Annotated in this window: 15 protein-coding genes; 3 read left to right on the top strand and 12 right to left on the bottom strand. The window is 59.0% G+C overall.

Annotation, left to right across the window (positions count from 1 at the left end; genetic code table 11):
- The 7 genes from AC0L6S_RS15385 to AC0L6S_RS15355 form a co-directional block, all read right to left on the bottom strand.
- A complete protein-coding gene (locus tag AC0L6S_RS15385; RefSeq protein ID WP_473424990.1) occupies positions 1 to 933 on the bottom strand; it encodes a lysophospholipid acyltransferase family protein in 933 nt (310 codons plus the stop codon).
- Positions 934 to 943: 10 nt separating this feature from the next.
- A complete protein-coding gene (locus AC0L6S_RS15380; RefSeq protein WP_473424989.1) occupies positions 944 to 1576 on the bottom strand; it encodes a sterol desaturase family protein in 633 nt (210 codons plus the stop codon).
- Positions 1545 to 2531, bottom strand: a complete 987-nt coding sequence (locus AC0L6S_RS15375) for a lysophospholipid acyltransferase family protein (RefSeq protein ID WP_473424988.1) — start codon at positions 2529 to 2531, stop codon at positions 1545 to 1547. The genes AC0L6S_RS15380 and AC0L6S_RS15375 overlap by 32 nt, the downstream gene beginning before the upstream one ends.
- A gap of 75 nt (positions 2532 to 2606) precedes the next feature.
- A complete protein-coding gene (locus AC0L6S_RS15370) occupies positions 2607 to 3524 on the bottom strand; it encodes an NAD-dependent epimerase/dehydratase family protein (protein WP_473428615.1) in 918 nt (305 codons plus the stop codon).
- Between the two features lie 17 nt (positions 3525 to 3541).
- Positions 3542 to 5320, bottom strand: coding sequence for a fatty acyl-AMP ligase (locus tag AC0L6S_RS15365; protein ID WP_473424987.1), 1779 nt, complete (start codon positions 5318 to 5320; stop codon positions 3542 to 3544).
- Positions 5321 to 5888: 568 nt separating this feature from the next.
- On the bottom strand, positions 5889 to 7835 hold the full coding sequence (asnB, locus tag AC0L6S_RS15360) for an asparagine synthase (glutamine-hydrolyzing) (RefSeq protein WP_473424986.1): 1947 nt from the start codon (positions 7833 to 7835) through the stop codon (positions 5889 to 5891).
- Positions 7836 to 7849: 14 nt separating this feature from the next.
- The gene (locus AC0L6S_RS15355) at positions 7850 to 9103 is read right to left on the bottom strand and encodes a glycosyltransferase (RefSeq protein ID WP_473424985.1); all 1254 of its coding nucleotides are present in this window, start codon (positions 9101 to 9103) and stop codon (positions 7850 to 7852) included.
- A 282-nt stretch (positions 9104 to 9385) separates the two neighbouring features.
- Between AC0L6S_RS15355 and AC0L6S_RS15350 the strand changes: the two genes are divergently transcribed.
- Both AC0L6S_RS15350 and AC0L6S_RS15345 read left to right on the top strand, forming a co-directional pair.
- On the top strand, positions 9386 to 10534 hold the full coding sequence (locus AC0L6S_RS15350) for a GNAT family N-acetyltransferase (RefSeq protein ID WP_473424984.1): 1149 nt from the start codon (positions 9386 to 9388) through the stop codon (positions 10532 to 10534).
- Between the two features lie 2 nt (positions 10535 to 10536).
- The gene (locus tag AC0L6S_RS15345; RefSeq protein ID WP_473424983.1) at positions 10537 to 11355 is read left to right on the top strand and encodes a nucleotidyltransferase family protein; all 819 of its coding nucleotides are present in this window, start codon (positions 10537 to 10539) and stop codon (positions 11353 to 11355) included.
- A 563-nt stretch (positions 11356 to 11918) separates the two neighbouring features.
- Here AC0L6S_RS15345 and AC0L6S_RS15340 read toward each other — a convergent pair.
- From AC0L6S_RS15340 to AC0L6S_RS15325, 4 genes are read right to left on the bottom strand one after another with little or no spacing between them, the layout of a single operon-like run.
- Entirely contained in the window at positions 11919 to 12833 is a 915-nt protein-coding gene (locus AC0L6S_RS15340) for a metallophosphoesterase family protein (protein WP_473424982.1), read from the bottom strand.
- Between the two features lie 27 nt (positions 12834 to 12860).
- The gene (gene murA / locus AC0L6S_RS15335; protein ID WP_473424981.1) at positions 12861 to 14111 is read right to left on the bottom strand and encodes a UDP-N-acetylglucosamine 1-carboxyvinyltransferase; all 1251 of its coding nucleotides are present in this window, start codon (positions 14109 to 14111) and stop codon (positions 12861 to 12863) included.
- Positions 14111 to 15316, bottom strand: coding sequence for a serine palmitoyltransferase (gene spt / locus AC0L6S_RS15330; protein WP_473424980.1), 1206 nt, complete (start codon positions 15314 to 15316; stop codon positions 14111 to 14113). Before spt ends, murA begins: the two co-directional genes overlap by 1 nt.
- Positions 15317 to 15373: 57 nt before the next feature.
- Positions 15374 to 15616 carry an acyl carrier protein gene (locus tag AC0L6S_RS15325; protein WP_473424979.1) on the bottom strand — a complete coding sequence of 81 codons (243 nt, stop codon included), beginning with the start codon at positions 15614 to 15616 and terminating at the stop codon, positions 15374 to 15376.
- A 77-nt stretch (positions 15617 to 15693) separates the two neighbouring features.
- Here AC0L6S_RS15325 and AC0L6S_RS15320 point away from each other — a divergent pair, with 77 nt between their 5' ends.
- The gene (locus AC0L6S_RS15320; RefSeq protein ID WP_473424978.1) at positions 15694 to 16740 is read left to right on the top strand and encodes a mitochondrial fission ELM1 family protein; all 1047 of its coding nucleotides are present in this window, start codon (positions 15694 to 15696) and stop codon (positions 16738 to 16740) included.
- Here the strand turns inward: AC0L6S_RS15320 and AC0L6S_RS15315 are convergent.
- Complete coding sequence (locus AC0L6S_RS15315; protein ID WP_473424977.1) at positions 16723 to 18465, bottom strand: ABC transporter ATP-binding protein; 1743 nt, start codon at positions 18463 to 18465, stop codon at positions 16723 to 16725. The two genes, AC0L6S_RS15320 and AC0L6S_RS15315, sit on opposite strands and share 18 nt — an antisense overlap.
- Positions 18466 to 18478 lie beyond the last annotated feature (13 nt).

The following is an 18478-nucleotide window of genomic DNA, read 5'->3' as shown; positions in this document are numbered from 1 at the left end:
CTACAGCTTGTGAGCTTTTGGCCAGCGACGTTTCAGGCAGACCCACTGCTCTGGGTATTCCCTGATCCAGTCTTCGAAATGGCGGTGTACCATTTCAGTTACGGCGACAGCCTGCTCCTTGACCGGCGCATCGGGAGTGGGGCTGACGAGCGGGTCATATACTGTGACTCGGTAGCGCCCCCCGGGCAGGCGCTCGCAGCGCGACACGACCACAGCTGCACCTGTGCGCAGTGCCAGACCGACGGCACTGGTATTGGTGAGTGCGTCGACGCCGAAAAAGGGCAGCAGCTTGCCGGTATCGGGGCGGGTATCCATCGCCATAATAATGCTCTCGCCCGCGTGCAACGCTTTCAACAGCGGACGCGGTCCCGCGTCGGAGGGGATCAGCTTCTCACCGAAGGAGCGGCGCAAACCGAGCATCAGCTTTTGTATGATCGGGTTGGATTCCGGTGCATAGATCGTATTGATGGTGAACCCATATTGCCGTGTCACCAGAGCGGCGACCTGCCAGGCGCCTACATGTGCAGTCAGGAATACCGTCGGCCGCTTGCTCAACATGTGCTTGAGGGCTTCCGGCTCCAGTACAAACTCGATGCGTTCCTCGCGTTCGTCCCAGATATCTTCCAGCTTGAGTAACTCTGCGGCGGAGTAGCCCAGATGGCGGAATATGTCTTTCGTGGTTTTCTCGCGCCATTCAGGTGGCTGGTCAGGAAAGGCGATGGCCAGATTGTCACGCGCTTTGGCCGCCTTGTCCGACACCGAACCGACCAATCCAAACGCAAAAGCGGACAGGCGCATTGCACTCTCGATGCTGAGCTTGCCCATCAGCCAGAAGATTGTGCGAAAACCAGCCGCCTCTACCCGCTGGGCAATAGTGGCCAGAATCGGCGCCTTGCGTGCGAGGCGCTTGGGTATCAGATAAAACTCGGGCACTCCGGTTGACTCAGCTCTTGTCCGGGTCTGAGCCGAAAATGCGATCCCAAACGGGTGAGCTGACGCCGTAGCGACCGCCCTCTCCCGAATAGTGGTGTTTCAGGTGGTAGTGCTTGAGGAACTTTGCCACTTTGTTCCGCATCGGAAAGTGATGGGTAGAGTAGTGGATATAGTCGTAGATCAGGTAGCCGATAATAAAAAACGCACAAAACGGCTGAATCCAGGGCTGTGGAATAAACAGACCGAACAGCAGGTAGAGCACCAGCATAATGGGGATCGCACCCGCTGGCGGCATGACCAGCCGTGTCTTGTCCTTCGGGTCGTCATGGTGGTTACCGTGAAACAGGAACACCAGCCATTTACCCAGCTTGCTGGTGGCGGGAAAGTGAAAGAGATAGCGGTGTAGGCAATACTCGGTGAGAGACCACGTCGCTATACCCGCTACACCTATAGCCAGCACAGGCAGCAATGGGAGCTGGTACACCGCGAAGCTGCGCCAGATCAGCCAGCCAGCGATAGGCCCCCACATCAACAGCGGCGTGATGGGGTGAACGTGGGATAAACGTTCGAGTAAATCGTTTTCAAACAGGCGTATTGATTGATGTTGGTTTTCAGGCTGCATAGGAATTGGTGTCGGCGTCATGGCCGCCTCCCTCGTTTTTGGCAAATTTGTCTTTGGACCACAGGCGCTTCGAGCAGAACCAGTCTTGCGGTTGCTGCCGAATCCATTGTTCGAATTGATTATGCACCTGCTGGATCATATCGATGGCCTGGGTCGTTTCATCTGCACTGGTGTCGCGGGGCACAATGGGCGCGTGAAAGGTGACGCGATAGTGCGCGTCCTGCAAGCGCTCAACCTGCACAGGTACCAGCGCACAGTTAAACTTCAGCGCGAGCTTGGCTGGCATGATGGTCGAGGATTTGTCGTGACCAAAAAATGACACAGGTTTGCCCTCGTCGACCCGTCTGTCCATCACCATGGCTACCGTGCGCCCCTGTTTCAGGGCGCGCATTAACAGGCGGGCGCTGTTTTCTGCCGGCAATAGCTCGCAGTTCAAGGCGCGGCGGGAATCAAGCAACATGCGGTCCAGCAGTGGGTTCGTCGGTGGCGAGTACAGGCTGGCGTTGGGGATGTTCAGCTTGGCCATCGCGGAACACACTACTTCCCAGTTGCTCTGGTGTGCTGTCACTATCACGCATGGAATGGCGGGGTTCTGGTATGTCTCAATCGGCTCGCGAATATCGATTTGCAGGCGCTGATCTTCAGCGAGGATTGTCGCCAGATGCGGATACTCGGCCATTACCCGCCCAGAGCTGCCCCACGCGCGCACGACCAGCGCATCGAGTTCGCTGTCATTGAGTTCGGGAAATGCGATCGCCAGATTGTTGCGATAAATGGTGGTTTTGTCGGCCAGGCGCGGCCCAATCCAGCTGCCAAGCTTTTCACCGAACCGCGAAGCGGTATCGATTGGCAGTATCCGCGCCAGTTTAGTAATCAGCCACACCAGCATAAAATCCAGTCGCCACAGCGCCTCGCGGAGCAAGCGATGGTTGCGTGCCCATTTGCGCAGTGGATTGCCGACAATGAATTCTGCCACCGGTAAATTCCGCCTGAATTTCGGGGTTAAAAGTTGAAGCGCGATTATATCGTACTATCGTCGCGTTATTCGTGGTCATAGTGCTGGTAATTTGAGCTGTTGCAGTCCTTCGCGCAGGCCAATTTTCGGTGTCCAGCCAGTGGCTTCGGTAATAGCACGGTTGTCTGCTACCCAGTCATCGTGGCGCAGTTCGCGCAATTTTGGTGGTGTCAGCATGGGCGCGGCACCTGTGATACCCGCCAGTTTGCAGTTCACTGCCGCGACGGTGTCCAGCAGCCAGCTCGGCACCCGAAAAAGTCGAATGCGGCGCGACCAGTATTCAGCTGCAATCGCGGCCATTTCGTGCCAGTCGTAGCCGTTTTCCTTGCCATCGCTCAAACTCAGGGTCAGCCCGCTCACCGCCTCACTCTGTAGGCAGGCAATGATGGCCTCCACCAGGTCTGATACATGGATCAAGGATATGCGCACCTCGGGCGAGCCCGGCACTACCGCAATGCCGCGCTGCATCAAGCGAAAAACCGGCAGCATCTCTTTGTCGCCCGGACCGTACACGGCAGGGGGGCGTATGACCGTTCTGTCGATATCGGCGTACTGTGCCAGCAGTTGCTCGCCCTCCCACTTGCTGTGCGAGTACCAGGATAACTGCGGTTCGCGCGCGACAATCGAGGAGAGTAGCAGTAATCGCAGCGGCCGGGGCTGAGCCTGGATAGCCTCCAGAACTGCCGCTGTGCCAGCAACGTTTACGCGATCGAAATCTGCCTGTGAGTTGCCGCGCACTGCACCCGCGCCGTGGACCACGGCATCACAGTCCAGAAGGAGCTTTTGCAGCGCGGCGTTGTTGGCGAGATCTCCCTCCACGAGGGAGACGCCGAGATCGGCGAGGTGTGTCGCTTTCAGTGGGTTTCGAACGAGTGCACGTACTCGATAGCCACGCTCCAGCAGGCGCTGGCACAGCGTCGAACCGATAAAACCGGTAGCGCCGGTAACGGCGATAAGGCTGCCGTCGGCAATCAGGCTGAAGCCACCCTCAGGCGCACTTCTTCTGCCGCAGCATCGAGCATATCCAGGTCGTTGTTGTTGATAAAGTCGAGGCGCGCCTTGGCGCGAGACAATTTGCCGGAGGATGTGCGCGGCAGCGAGTGAATGGGCACTAGCTCGACGTAGCAGTCCAGGCTCATTTCCATGCGTACCAAAGCTGTCAGGCGACGGACCAGGTTGCTGCGTTTCACAGGGTCTGTTTCACGACACTGCACCATCAGTACACACAGTTCTTCTCCCTCACTATTCGGCGCGGAGAATGCCACTGCGTCGCCGGCACGAACCTCAGCCTGCGTCTCAGCGACGTGCTCCAGATCCTGCGGCCAGATGTTGCGACCGTGAATAATAATGAGGTCTTTTTTGCGCCCAGTTATGGTCAGCACACCGTCCACCAGATAGCCGATGTCTCCGGTATTCAGCCAGCCATCTTCGCTCAGAGCGTGGCTGGTTTCTTCGGGTAGGTTGAAATAACCAGACATCACGCTGGGGCCACGCAGATAGATGACGCCACTTTGCCAGTCGCCCAGTACGCGGTCATCGTCGCGGATTTCGACTTCGAAGTTGGGCATCGGGATGCCGCAGTTGACGAAATGCCGGCCACGGCCCTGTGTGTCGTTCTCGTCCAGCAATACCGCCTCGTGATGGTCGGAGAGGTGGTCGCTGTCGATATAGTGGGTGGTAAAGCCTGTCCATAGCGGTGAAAAGCTGATGCCCAGTGTGCATTCAGCCATGCCGTAACAGGCCAGGAATGCGCGGCGATCAAAACCGGCCGGGCCCATCATCTCGGCGAAGTATTCCAGTGTCTGGGGACGAATCATCTCTGCGCCGATACCGGCGACACGCCAGTTGCTGAGGTCGTAGGATTCGATGTCATTGGGTCTGACACGGCGCGCGCAGAGGTCGTAGCCGAAAGAGGGTGCGAAGGAGATGGTCGCACGGGTTTTCGTCATCAGTGTTAGCCACTGTCTGGGACGCATGGCGAACTCGCGTGTATCCAGATAATCGATAGAGACCTGTGCTGCCATCGGCACCAGTACGAAGCCAACCAGACCCATATCGTGGTAAAACGGCAGCCAGGACATCATGCGGTCATCGGACGTCATCTCCAGGCCGTGCGCGATGATGCCTTGCAGATTCGCCATTGCGGTGTGGTGCTTGATCACGACACCCCGTGGGAATCTTGTGCTGCCCGAGGTGTATTGGATATAGGAGATATCGTCCGGCTCGATGGTCGGCAGTTCCCGCTCTGATACCGTGAGTTCGTAAAATGCTTCAGGTGTTTCCACCATGCGGATATCCATGCCTTCGCTGGCTTCCTGCAGGAAGGGCAGGTAGCCCTCGGAGGCTACACCGATGGCGGCGTCGCTGGCTTCCAGCAGCAGATGCAGCTGTGCGACATAGGCGCAATGTGCACCGACCTTGACGGAGGCGGGCAGTGCAACCGGGATCAGGCCGGCGTACTGACAGGCGTAGAAGAAGCGAATAAAGTCCGGGTTGGTTTCAGCCACCAGCGCAACGCGGTCACCTTTCTCAAGGCCGAGTCCCAGCAATTTGCGCGCCAGCGTCAGTGCTTCTGAGCGCAGCTCAGCATAGGAAACGCTAGCGTAAATGGCCCCGCGGCCGGTGTAAAAATTGGAGCCCGTTTCTCCTTGGGCAGCATAATCGAGTGCTTCGGTCAGAGTGGCAAAGTCGGCTGGCCGAAAAGGTAGTCCGTGTTGGGTTGGCGTGGTATTTACGTTAGCGTTTTGCAATGTAGATTCCTCGTTTTCGACGAACGTTCCGCCGGTGTACCAATTTTCAAAGAGCAGGTGCTGCTGTACCTCTTTAAATCAGAGGTGTGACGTGCAATTCAATAATTCCCCCTGCTGGTCTGTAGTGGCTTGTCAGTCATTCGCACAAGTACTTGCACATGGGGAGACCCTTTGCTCAGACCCTGAAAATTGGGTTATCTGATGAGGCGTAATCCTAGCATTTTGGGCTTTGGGGCTTATAGGAAATAATACCAAGGGCCGGCGTGAACTATTTCAAAGAAAGGCTATGGATTCGGCGGCTAAGTGCTTTCTGAAAGCTGAATTGTGCCTGCAGAATAGCTCTTGGCAGATGCCCTGTAGTTAACTTTTCAACATGCACTTAATGTTGTAAGTCATTGATATATTTATAAATATAAAATTTATCGCTAAGGTTGCTGCAGCTTGCGACTAAACGTGGGCGAATTGAAATGTTTGTCAAGGAGCCCCCGCGGCCTGCGATATCCACCTGCTTAATGGTGTGTATAAACACCAATTATTGACGCGGGAGGCACCCAAATGGGTACCCGCCTCACTGCTCTCGCCACCAAGCCTGGAACATCAGTATCGCCCACATCAATTCTGAGTGGTTGGCCCAGCCGTACAGATGCTGTTGCCAGGCATTGCGGACACACGTGACATCGAAAATCCCCTGCTCGCGCAGGGTCTGTTCCGATACGAGGTCCTCGGCCCAGTCTCGCAAAGGGCCTACCAGCCACTCCTTGATGGGCACACTGAAGCCGCGCTTGGGGCGATCTATCAGCTCGCGGGGAACATACTGCACGAGCAGGTCCCGCAGTACGCGTTTACCCGTTTTCCCGTCAAACAGATACTCGTTCGGCAGTGACCAGGCGAGCTCCAGAACCCGGTGGTCGAGTAGTGGCGCTCGCGCCTCCAGCCCCACGGCCATGCTGGCGCGATCGACCTTTACCAGAATATCGTCTGGTAGGTAGCCGGTGTAATCATAGTGGAGCATGGCCAGCAGGGGGTCCTGCACATCCGGCCAGTAGGACGAATCAGTCAGCGGCGTTGCAGGGGAGACGGCGTCCGCCACAAACTGATCCACCGCCAGACACTTATTGAATTTGTTGGCCAGGATTTCCTGTGGCGAGTTGGCTGACCAGTTGCATGATCGCTGGCTCACTTTGCCCAGCTTGCGTGTCCAGCGCGGCACAGTCCTGCCGTCGTCGGCGTACTGTTTTGCATAGCGCCAGCTACCGCGCCCCAGCGCGCTGACAACTGGCTCCACACAGCCTCTGGCACCAGCGGGTATGCGTTGCACGCTGCGCCAGCGATCCAGGCATTCGCGGTAGCGCTTGTAGCCGGCCATCTGTTCATCTCCACCGTCGCCGGTGAGCACCACCTTCAGTTGCTCGCGGGCCAGTTTGCACACCAGATAGGTGGGAATCTGCGAAGAGTCGGCAAAGGGTTCGTCGTAGATATGCGGCAGCTGCGCCACCACGTCCAGCGCCTGGTCGGGCGTGACATAGATCTCGTGATGCTCGGTGTTGAGATGGCTGGCGACCGCAGATGCGTACTCGGCCTCGTTGTATTTTTCCTCCCAGAAGCCGATGCTGAATGTCTTTACCGGGCGGTCGGCTTGTTGCTGCATCAGGGAGACGATCATGGAGGAATCGATGCCGCCTGAAAGCAACGCACCCAGTTCCACGTCGGCGACCATGCGGTCTCCCACAGCCTGTTGCAGCACCGTGTCGAGTTGTTTGATGGCGTCCTCGTAGCTGCCGGTGAAGCGGTTGCGCTCACCCGTCTCGGCTATCTCGGCTGCACTCCAGAACGGCGTGGGGGAGGGGCTCCACGGTTTGCAGTCACGGGGTATTTTCAGCAGGCTGCCCGGTGGCAGCTTGCGCACATGTTTGTAGATGGAGCGCGGCTGTGAAACCCAGCCGTACTGCAGGTACTGCCCCAGTGCGTCGCGGTCCAGGTCACGCTCAAAATCAGGGTGTTGGCGCAGTGCTTTAAGCTCTGAACCAAACAACAGGCTGTTGCCACACCAGCCGTAGTAAAGCGGCTTCTTACCCACGCGATCGCGCGCCAGCCACAGGCAGCGCTCTTCCCTGTCCCACAGCGCAATAGCGAACATGCCCTCCAGCATACCGATGGCTTTTTCAGCGCCGAGTTGCTGCACGGCAGCCAAAATCACCTCTGTGTCACTGTGGCCTTGAAACGGATAGGTAGATACCCCTGCTTCCTGTCGCAGCCTGTCGAAGTTGTACACCTCGCCGTTGAAGGACAGCACGTATCGGCCGGACGCCGATACCATGGGCTGGGCTCCCGCCTCAGTCAGATCGATAATGGAGAGGCGGCGGTGACCCAGTGCCAGCGGGTAAGTGGGGTCGACCCAGACGCCGTCCGCATCGGGGCCGCGATGCCTGATAGTGTCGGCCATGGTCTGGCAGCGCTGCGAGAGATCCTCTACAGAGCCGCCACTGTACTGTATAAACCCGGTAATTCCACACATTGCGTATCCGCCTGTTATTCCCGACCTTCTGCGCGTGTGACAACGGCGTCTAGCAATTCGAGGTAGGTATCGACAGCACGGTCAACGGAGAAGTCCTGTGCCCTTTGCTGCAATACCGCTTTGTCCTTTGGGTTGTCCAGCGATGCCATAATGGCATCGGCCATTGCATTCGCATCGCCTACGTCAACCAGCGCGCCATATTCTCCGTCCGCCAGAATTTCCCTTGAACCTCCAGGGCAATCGGTACTGATAACCGGGCAGCCACAGGCCAGCGCCTGAATGAGAACGCCTGGTAAGCCTTCGTAGAGGGAAGAAAGCACGAGAACGGACGCGCGGGCCATAAACTGAAATGGGTTGCCGACAAATCCGGGCATATCCAGGTCGGCCTGTACGCCGAGCTCGGTTGCCAGAGTCTGCAATTCCGGGCGCAATCGCCCCTCTCCGAGAATCACCAGCCGCACTGGCTGTTGTGCACGTACCAGCGCGAATGCGTGCAACAAGGTCGCAAAATCTTTCTGTTCAGTGAGCCTGCCTGCAGCCAGGATGACCGGTAACTCGCCCTGGGTGAACCACGGGTGATCCAGCGGCTGTCGGGCTTGAGCATGCAGGCTTTCGTCGACAACCGGGTTGTGGATGGTCGTTACCAACTCCCGGTTCACACCGATCTGGGTGACCAGTTCATCGGCTGCAGCCTGTGATACCGCCACAATCAAATCTGCGCCGGGGTAGGTTCGTTTTACCAGTTGTGGCAGGTAGCGCCACTTCCGCTTGCGATAATTGACCGGATCGGTGCAATAGGTATGCAGCGCAATGCGCTCACTGACCACAACCGGCACTTTGGAGGCGGAAAACTGTTTCGCCCAGATAGCGGCGAGGTTGGCGTAGGTGATCGCCGACAACACCACATCCGGGTTGTGCGTGACTAGATAGTGTTGCAACGAAGGAATGCGGGCGATTTCCGGGACGACTTTTTTGGCCAGCAGGACCGGCCTCAGCAGGGCAAATAAGTGCCGGACATTGCCGGTCAGCGCGATCCAGCGCGCGCGCAGGCCGTTCACGGCCTGCAGTTCTATCAGGTTGACGCCTTCCGGCACCTCTTTGAGATAGGCACCTTTTGCCTGACACAGTACCAGATCAACTGTCCGTCCCTGTGCCAGGAACCCCCTGATCAGGTTCAGCATGGAGCGCTCTGCGCCGCCGCCCTTCAGAGAGGGCAGCATGACCGCTATTTTGGCGGCGCGTGCTCCTGTAGCTGAGTTGTCGGTCATTCCTGCAATCTCTGGTTTGTCGGGCGTTCTCGACAGCGATGTTGTACGTCGGATCCCTACTTGATGTCGCTCGGGGCATCGTCGCATACCACAGGTATCCAGACTCCGGAAACTCCGGATGTACGTTAAACGGCGTCATTGGCTGTGGCGAGCAAGCGGCTAGTATACACCGAAGGGAACGAGTCTCCATTGCCCCGAGCATGCTGCGCAGTGGTGCCGATTTCTCAGGGGGTCAAATCAACGGTATACTTGCGGCCCTTTTTGTGGACACAGCGCAGAGGAATGACTGCTAATACCGATAACAAAACCCCGGTCTCGGTGAAAGTCGTGACTGAGGGCGCTGGCATGCATCAGTTTCTGGCCCTGCCAGAGCGGATTTATGCCTCAGACCCGGTCTGGATTGCGCCGCTGGGTTTTATGAAGCGCGAGCAGATGTCCCCCAAGAATCATTTCTTTGACCACGCCCGCTGGCGAGCCTGGGTCGCCTACCGGGGTGGTCAGCCTGTGGGGCGTATCACCGCACAGGTTGATGAGATGCACCTGCAGCAGCACGGTGACGATGCCGGCTATTTCGGTATGCTGGAAGCGGAGGACGACCCGGCCGTATTCGCCGCACTGTTCGCCGCCGCCGAAGACTGGCTGCGCAGCGAGGGGATGAAACAGGTGCGCGGCCCGTTCAACCTGCATGTAAATGAAGAGGTCGGCTTGCTGGTCGACGGCTTCTCCACACCGCCGTATGTGCTCATGGGGCACGCGCGGCCGTATTACGGGCCCGCGATTGAAGCGCATGGCTATGCCGGGGCAAAAGACCTGCTGGCCTATCAGGTGCGGCCTGATTTTGAAGCCCCGAGGGTGATGGAACGCCTCGCGCAGCGCGTATCCGAGCGCGTGGTAGTGCGCCCGCTGCGGCGCAGCCACCTGCGCGAAGACGCTGATATCATGCGCGAGATTTTCAATGATGCCTGGCAGAATAACTGGGGTTTCGTGCCACTGGCGGCAGCGGACTGGACGGAAACCGTGTCCACGTTGAGCAAACTGATGCCCGATGAGTATATCCAGATTGCCGAATACGACGGTGAACCGGTTGCCTTCATTGTGGCGCTGCCCAATCTGAATGAGGCCGCGCGCGACCTCAATGGCCGGCTGTTGCCATTTGGTTGGGCCAAACTCCTGTGGCGCCTCAAAGTGCGTCATCCGCAATCGGCCAGAGTGCCGCTGATGGGGGTCAGGCAGGGCTTCCAGCATTCACGGCTGGGGCCAACGCTGGCGTTTATGGTAATTGACGCCGTGCGTAAAGCACTGCACGCGCGCGGTGTACGGGATGTAGAAATGGGCTGGATACTTGAGGATAACGACGGCATGCGCAATATCATTGAAACCATAGGCGGCGTCGCGTATAAACGCTACCGCGTCTACCAGAAAGAACTATAGCAATGCACCTGGACCCCGAAACGCACCAAATAACGGCCATAGTACTGGCGGGTGATCGCACCAAGGCGGATTCACTTATCAATCATACCAAGGCCGGCAGCAAGGCCATGATTGATCTGGACGGCACACCCATGGTGCGTCGAGTGCTCAATTCCCTGCGCGTAGCCAAGGTCGTGAAGAAGATCTGCCTGGCCGGCCCCGAGGCCAGCGAGGTCGCCACCGACAACGCCCTGCAGCAGTGGATCGACGACGGCGAGATCAGCTGGAGTGAGCCAGGCGTCAGCCCCAGCACCAGCGCCTACCAGACTATGCAGACACTCGACCCCTCCGAGGCCGTGCTCCTGACGACAGCGGACCACCCGCTGCTGACCCCCGAGATCGTCGATGCATTCGGCCGCCAGAGCCTCGCCGATGATGTCGATGTCACCGTGGGCCTCGCACCCTATGCACTGGTGGCCGAGGCCTACCCCGGCATCCGCAAAACGGTATTGCATTTCAGCGACGGGGATTTTTGCGGCTGCAATCTCTTCGCCTTCATCACACCTGAAGGCCGCCGCGCCGCGAAGTTCTGGCGTCGCATCGAACAGGAACGCAAAAAGCCGCTGGTCGTTATCGGCCTCCTCGGCTGGTGGGCCGTCATCCGCTACCGGCTGGGCCTGCTCTCTCTCGAAGAAGCCCTCACCAAACTCAGCAAGCGGCTGGGGCTGCGCATGCGCGCGGTGATCCTGCCCTATGCCAATGCCGCGATAGACGTCGATTCCATCGCCGATCTCATGCTGGTCAAAGGTGCGCTGGAGAAGGCTGCTGCTGAGGACGCCTAGCGTTTTTATGCTTCGAACCCTAGGTAGAGATTTTGGACTTTGGGGTTAGGTTTGGGTCGACTTGGCTCGCGGAACCGCTTTTCAGTCGCTCCCGGGGTGCCGGACCAACGGAATTCGCTTTGTGAAAAGCGGTTCCCCGATCCAAGCCGTCCTCCACTATCGCGCGTAATTCGGGTAAAAAACGGTCGGAATGCGCTGCTGATTTATGCGACATTTGAGCGCTGGATGTGTTGGACTATCGAAATCGCCCAGATTAGAAGCTGTTCCTCGAATTGAGTCGCTCGTCTAAATCGTACGCAATTTAATTCCCAATAGATCTGCCCACATAGGAGCAGCACATCACCAGCAAGGGTGTGAAGTCGATCAGGGCAGTGCTACACCGAGAGATAGAGGTATCAGGAAGGGTTATGCCATTTCACAAAGCGAATTCCGTTGGTCCGGCACCCCGGGAGCGACTGAAATGGCATAACGCTTCCTGAGACCGGCGACACTCTCCGACCCAAAGCCCCCAAAGCCGGCGACACTCTCCGATCCAAAGCCCCCAACATCAACAACCAGAACGATCAGCGATCCAACTGCAGCGTCCTAACATCCCCCGCAACGAACGCATCCGAATCAGGCTGATAACAGCGCGACTCAATGTTCAACTCCCACCCAGCACGATTGCGCTCCACCCGATACCGGTTGTATTGCGCAACATCCGCACCGTGCAGCCCCAACGCCGAGGCCGAGGGAACGGCGATCACCGGGATGGTGCCCTGACGGCCGTGAATTTCGTTGAAATGCGCGCGGTGGCCGTGTCCGTGCAATACCAACTCGGCACCGTGTTCGGCTAGTAGTGCCTGGATTTGTGGTGCGTCGGTGAGGCGTTTGCGCCACTTCTCCGCGCCGACGACCGGGCAGTGGTGGAGGTAGACGACGCGGAACAGGTTCTGATCGGCGGCGTCCTGTAATAGCGCCGGCAGTTTGTCCAGCTGTGCCTCGCCCAGCGTGCCGGTGGCCATCAGCGGTGGTTTGGGGCAGCCGGTGGACAGGCCTATGAAGGCGATGTCTTTACGTACGCGCAGGGTGGGGAATGTTGGGGGTGCTGTCGGGGCGGTGGTATCGCTGTCCGATGTCATGTAGTCCTGCCACTGGGCGAATGTGTCCTGCCACGCTGCTGCGACGCAGGCGTCGTGGTTGCCCGGCACCAGTGCGACATTGGCGGGGTCGCCGAGTGCGTGCAGCCAGTCTGCGCCCTGTCGGAATTCTTCCGGCAGGCCGATGTGGGTGAGGTCGCCGGTTACCAGTAATTGGTCGAGCGCCTCGCCCTGCAGGTCGCGCTGCAGGGCCGCCAGCACTTCTGGGCGGTGTTCGAAGCGGCGTTTGCGTCGCCAGGACAGGTAGCCCAGCGCGCGTTTGTTCAGCAGGTCGCGCGCGCGCACGTATTCCAGCGAGCTGAGGTGGGGGTCTGAGAGCTGGGCGAATTGCTGCACCATGGAAAGCTCCTCTTCGCCGGCCGGGTGTTAGACGCGCTTGATGATCGCGCCCAGCTCGGCCAGCTTGGTGTCGATATTGGCGTAGCCGCGATCGAGGTGGTAGACCCGGTCAATCGTGGTATCGCCCTCGGCGCACAGGGCGGCGATGATCAACGAGGCGGAGGCGCGCAGATCTGTGGCCATCACGGGCGCGCCTTGCAGGCGCTCTCTGCCATGCACGATAGCGGTATGACCCTGCAGTTCGATGTCGGCTCCCATGCGCTGCAGTTCAGCGACGTGCATAAAGCGGTTTTCAAAAATATTCTCCACCACTGTGGCAGAGCCTTCCGCGAGCGCGTTCAGCGCCATGAACTGGGCCTGCATGTCCGTGGGGAAAGCCGGGTAGGGCGCGGTATGTATATTGACGGCCTTGCAGCGTTTGCCCTGGGTATCGAGGTGAATCCAGTCCGGCCCCTGCTCCAGTTTGCAGCCCGCCTGTTCCAGCTTGCCCAGCACGTGGTGCAGAAAATCCGGATTGGTATCGAGCACTCGGATGTTGCCGCGCGTCGCGGCGGCGGCGGCGAGGAAAGTGCCGGTTTCGATGCGATCCGGCGGCACGCTGTGGGTGGTGCCGTGTAATTCGGGAACGCCTTCGATCACTATGGTGCCGGTGCCTGCCCCAGTGATTTTGGCGCCCATTGCGGTGAGAAGCTGTGCCAGATCGCCGATTTCCGGCTCCAGTGCGCAGTTTTCCATGGTGGTCACACCGTCCGCGAGTGCGGCGGCCATCATCAGGTTTTCGGTGGCGGTTACCGAGGGGACGTCGAATGCGAAGTGTGCGCCGTGCAGTCGGTTCGCCTTGGCCTTGATATAACCGGCCTCGATACGGATCTCGGCGCCGAGTGCCTCCAGCCCCGCGATGTGTTCATTGACCGGCCGTGAGCCGATCGCACAGCCTCCCGGAAGTGAGACATCGGCCTCGCCGAAACGCGCCAACAGCGGCCCCAGCAGCAAAATGGAGGCGCGTATGGTTTTGACCAGTTCATAGGGTGCATGCACCGAATGTACCTTGCTGGTATCGATGACCAGATCGGTGCCGTTGCGCTCGAAAGCCGCGCCGATGAGCTCCATCAGTTGCAGCACGGTGCCGATGTCGCGCACTGCGGGCACGTTAGCAATGTGCAGCGGTTCGGCGCTCAAAAGGGCTGCTGCAATGATGGGCAGAGCGGCGTTCTTGGCACCCGCCACGCGCACCTCACCGTGCAATGGGCCATCGCCGGTGATGATTATTTTGTCCATCAGGAGGCCTTGCTGTCTGGAGTAATGAGGCCAGTGGCGATGAGGTCGCCGTAGGCGGCGATAATCGTGTCTATCTGCTCGCTGGTATGGGCGGCGCTAACACTGTTGCGCAGCAGGAAGTTGGTGGAGGGGGAGGCCGGCGGAATGACGAGGTTGACGTAAACTCCGGATGCCATCAGCGCTTTCCAGCAATCAATGGTCGCCGAGCGATCTTCCATTTCCACTGCTACCACAGGGCTGGCCGTGGGGCCGACCGGCAAGCCCAGGGCTTTGAGTCCGTCATACAGGCGGTTGGCGTTATCCCACAACCTCTCTCGTAACTGCGGTTCTTCCTTGATAATGCGCAGCGCAGCGCGCGTGGAGGCAATGATCGAGGGCGCGGACGAGGCGGTAAAAATATAGGCGTTGATACAGAAGCGTATGGCTTCGAGTTCGGCGTGGCGGCTGACGCAGAAACCGCCGATCGCACCCAGGCTCTTGCTGAACGTCCCCGCGAAGAAATCGACATCATCCTCTACGCCTGCGGCCTGGGCGGCGCCGCGTCCCGTCGCACCGAGTGCGCCCATGGAGTGTGCTTCGTCCAGAAACAGGTAGCCGCCGTACTCGCGTTTCACCGCAGCGATTTCCTGCAGGGGCGCGACATCGCCCAGCATCGAGTAAATGCCTTCGGCAATAATCAGGGCCTGCCCGGCGCGGTCACCCAGACGGCGCAGTCGCTTTGCCAGATCCTCTGGGTTGTTGTGCTTAAAACGGATGATGTCGGCGCCGCTGAGTTTCACTCCAGCGTAGATACTGGCGTGGCTGTCGGCATCCAGCAGGATGGTGTCTCCGGGGCCAGCGAGCGTGGAGCACATGCCCATGGTAGCCGCGTATCCGGTGGAGAAGACGATGGCGTGGTTCACACCGTAGAACTCGGCGATTTCTGTCTCCAGCGCCTGGTGCTCTGTGAAAGAGCCGTTGGCAAGGCGGGAGCCTGTGGTGCCCGTCCCCCAGTTAGCGGCAGCTTCCCGAGCGGCCTCGATACAGCGCGGGTCAAATGACAGCCCCAGGTAGTTGTTGGTGCCCGCCAGAATAACGTTGCGTCCCTCGACTACGCCTTCGGTCGCCGAGAGAATTTTTTCCGTGACCGCGCCGAACGGCTTGACACCACGCTCGGCAAGTTCGGCCTGGAAATTGGCCATAGTCTGGAATTTATCAAATAGCATGAAGTTAGCTCCCTCTTAACGTGTAGAGTGACGTGCGGAATGGCGTGCGGGGGTGGCTCAGAGGTTGAGTTCGCGAACCTTCCTCGCCAGATCGCCAATCGTGTTCACGTCCGGGAGAATATTCAGGGGAATGGAAATATCGAAGTGATCCTCGATTTTCTCTATGAATTCCATTACCTCCAGAGAACTGAGCCCCATATCGGCCACCAGCGCGGTATCTTCAGACAACACCAACTGCTTTTTGTTCTGGAATGCCAGGGCGCTATAGAGGAAGTCAAGGTATTCCTGATAGTCGGTCATGTTAAAGCCGCCCTTGCGTCGGTCAAGGTAAGTCGCTAGATTTCGAAGGCTTGAACTATACCCACGGAAGTATGCTAATGCCAGTAATTTGGTTGATCGACGCCTATCGTGCAGGCGAGCGCGGACAAGTGCGCGCCCTCGTCGAGGTGCTCGGCTGGCCCTGTGAGACCAAGGTTTTGCGCTATCGCAAGCATGTTTTTTTGCCCCATGTGCTCGGGCAGTCGACCCTGCGCGGTATCACCACAGAGTCTGCCGCCGCGCTGCAGGCGCCGTGGCCGGACCTCGTTATCAGCTGCGGTGTGCGCAATGAACCCGTGTGCCGGTGGATTCGCGAGCAATCGAATGGCCATACGCGCTATGTGCATGTGGGGCGCCCCTGGGCGCCTCTGGATACTTTTGATCTGGTGATAACGACTCCGCAGTATCGGGTGCCCGCCCACCCCCGTGTGCTCAACAACATGCTGACCCTGCACAACGTGACTGAGGAACGTCTGGCGCAAGCCCGCGCGCAGTGGGAGTCCACATTTGCCGACTTGCCGCGGCCGCGCTTTGCGGTGATGGTCGGCGGCGACAGCGGCCCGTTTACGCTGGGGGAGAAGGCCGCCGCGCGACTTGGTAGGGAGGCATCGCAACTGGCGCGGGCCAAGGGCGGTTCACTGATGATCTCTACCAGTTCGCGCACCCGCCCCACGGCGGTCGATGCCCTGCAGGGCGCGGTTACCGCGCCCAACTATTTTTATCGCTGGCAGGAGGGGAGCGAGCACAATCCCTACCTCGGCATGCTGGCGTGGGCCGATCGCCTGATCGTGACAGGAGACAGCATTGCGATGTTGTCGGAAGCCTGCGCCACGGGCAAGCCTGTCACGATGTTTGATCTGGGTGGGATGCGCGACCCCAATGACGAGTCTGCGCGGGATTTCCGCCTCGGCGGTTCTCTCTATGCATTGTTGATGCGCTGGTTCTGGCGCCCATTGAGCCGGGATATCACACTGGTACACCGCCGCCTGCGTGAGGCGGGTTGTGCCTCTTGGGTCGAGGATGTGCTGGTGACGGCGATGGTGCCGGCGAAAACGGATATGCACCGCGCGGTAGTCGCAGTGCGGGAACTACTTGGCGAGGCCTGACTGACTGTCAGCATCGGAGCGCTGCGCGCTGCCGCCGGACATCCGGTAGACAGTGTCTGCACCTGACACCATGGCCTGGTTGTGTGAAATGGCCAGGATTGTCAGTCGGCCTTTCAGCGCATCCAGCGCCTGCCTGACGGCCTCCTCGGTATCCCTGTCCAGTGCACTGGTGGCCTCGTCGAGAATCAGCAGCCGGGGCTGGTTGATCAGTGCCCGCGCGATAACGATGCGCTGTCGCTGGCCGCCCGAGAGTTTGCCGCCGCGCTCGCCGACAATGGTATCCAGCCCGTCTGGCAGCTTGTTGACAAAATCCCAGGCACCGGCGGCGCGCAGCGCGCGCTCCACATCAGCTCCTGTCAGGTCGGGCTCTCCCAGTGTGACATTGTGGACAATGGTGTCGTGCAGCAGAATGGTGTCCTGGGGCACATAGCCGATCATTTTTCGCCACTGGCTGATGTCGATGTCCTGCAATGAGACACCGTCCAGTCGCACTTCGCCGCTCTGTGGCCGCAACAGGCCGATAGTCAGGTCGATGATGGTGGTTTTGCCCGACCCTGAGGGGCCGACCAGTGTCGTCAGCGAGCCGGCTTCTATCTGCAGTGACAGCCCCTGAAACACGGGCTGTTTGTCGTAGGCAAAATGCACATTTTCCAGCGTGAGACTGCGGTCGAATGTCGGCATGGCGCCACCTTTCAGCCCCTCCTGGGCCGTTTCAGCAGCATTGATAGAGTCGGTCAGTGACCAGTAGGCGCTCTCGCCCTCGGCCAGTTTCTGGTACTGCTTTTGTACTTTGCCGAAGTAGGAGAACGCGCGCCCCAGCGCGACGACCAACACCATAACGGTTGTCAGCGCCATGTCGAATTTTTCCATCGCAACATAGATGCCCAGACAGATGAACGCAGTGAACATAAGCTCCTGCCCAGAGTTGAGCAGTGCGGCGCTGAGCACCTGCTTACGCTGGGATTTGTTCAGCAGATTGGTATCGTGCGCCAGTACCTGATCGGCGAGATATTCGCGTGACATCGCCTTCAGCGGCTTGACCGATTGCAGTGTGTCGGTGAGGTTCGCCATCAGCGATTTCATTAGCCGGGTTTGCTTCAAGCCCGCTTTGCGAGTGATATTGACCAGAAAATGGGATAGTCCGATCACCACTGTCCCGGCCACGATGGCCACCAGAGAGGCGCGCCAGGACAGTGCAAAGGCAACGCCGGCATAAATCACCCCGGGAATGAGGTAGGTCAGGGCAGTCGTGCCGTTGATAAAGGCGGTGGCGGCACGTTGTGCCTCCGAGGCCATGGCATTGGTCAGTCGGCCCACAGGCTGGTGCAGGAAGTACTCCCATTTGCTGCGCAAAATGGCGCGTAGCAAGCGCAGGCGCAGGTCCGTGCTGACCTGCGCGGCGGTGTAACCCACTTGCCGCTGGGCGAGCAGCAGGAACGCAGATTTAAACGCTACTCCACCGAGAAGGATGAGTAGCATACTGCCCAGCGTTGGGGTGATGCCAAAGAACGTCAGTACGCTGAGAATGGTCTCTTCGAACTCACTTTGACCCTCGATAGACCCACCAGGTATCTCACTGCTGGCCTCCGGCCCCAGCGCGATATTTAGCAGCGGCAGCAGCGCCGATACCCCCACGCCTTCGGCAATACCGGACAGCAGCAGGGCCAGCATCATCAGCACAGTTTGCCAGCGATAGGCGCGAAAAAAAGCGAGCATCAGCCCCATTGCAGAGTGCCTC

Source organism: Halioglobus sp. D3-4, from assembly GCF_055809315.1.
This window is presented reverse-complemented; position numbering and strand designations above follow the sequence as displayed.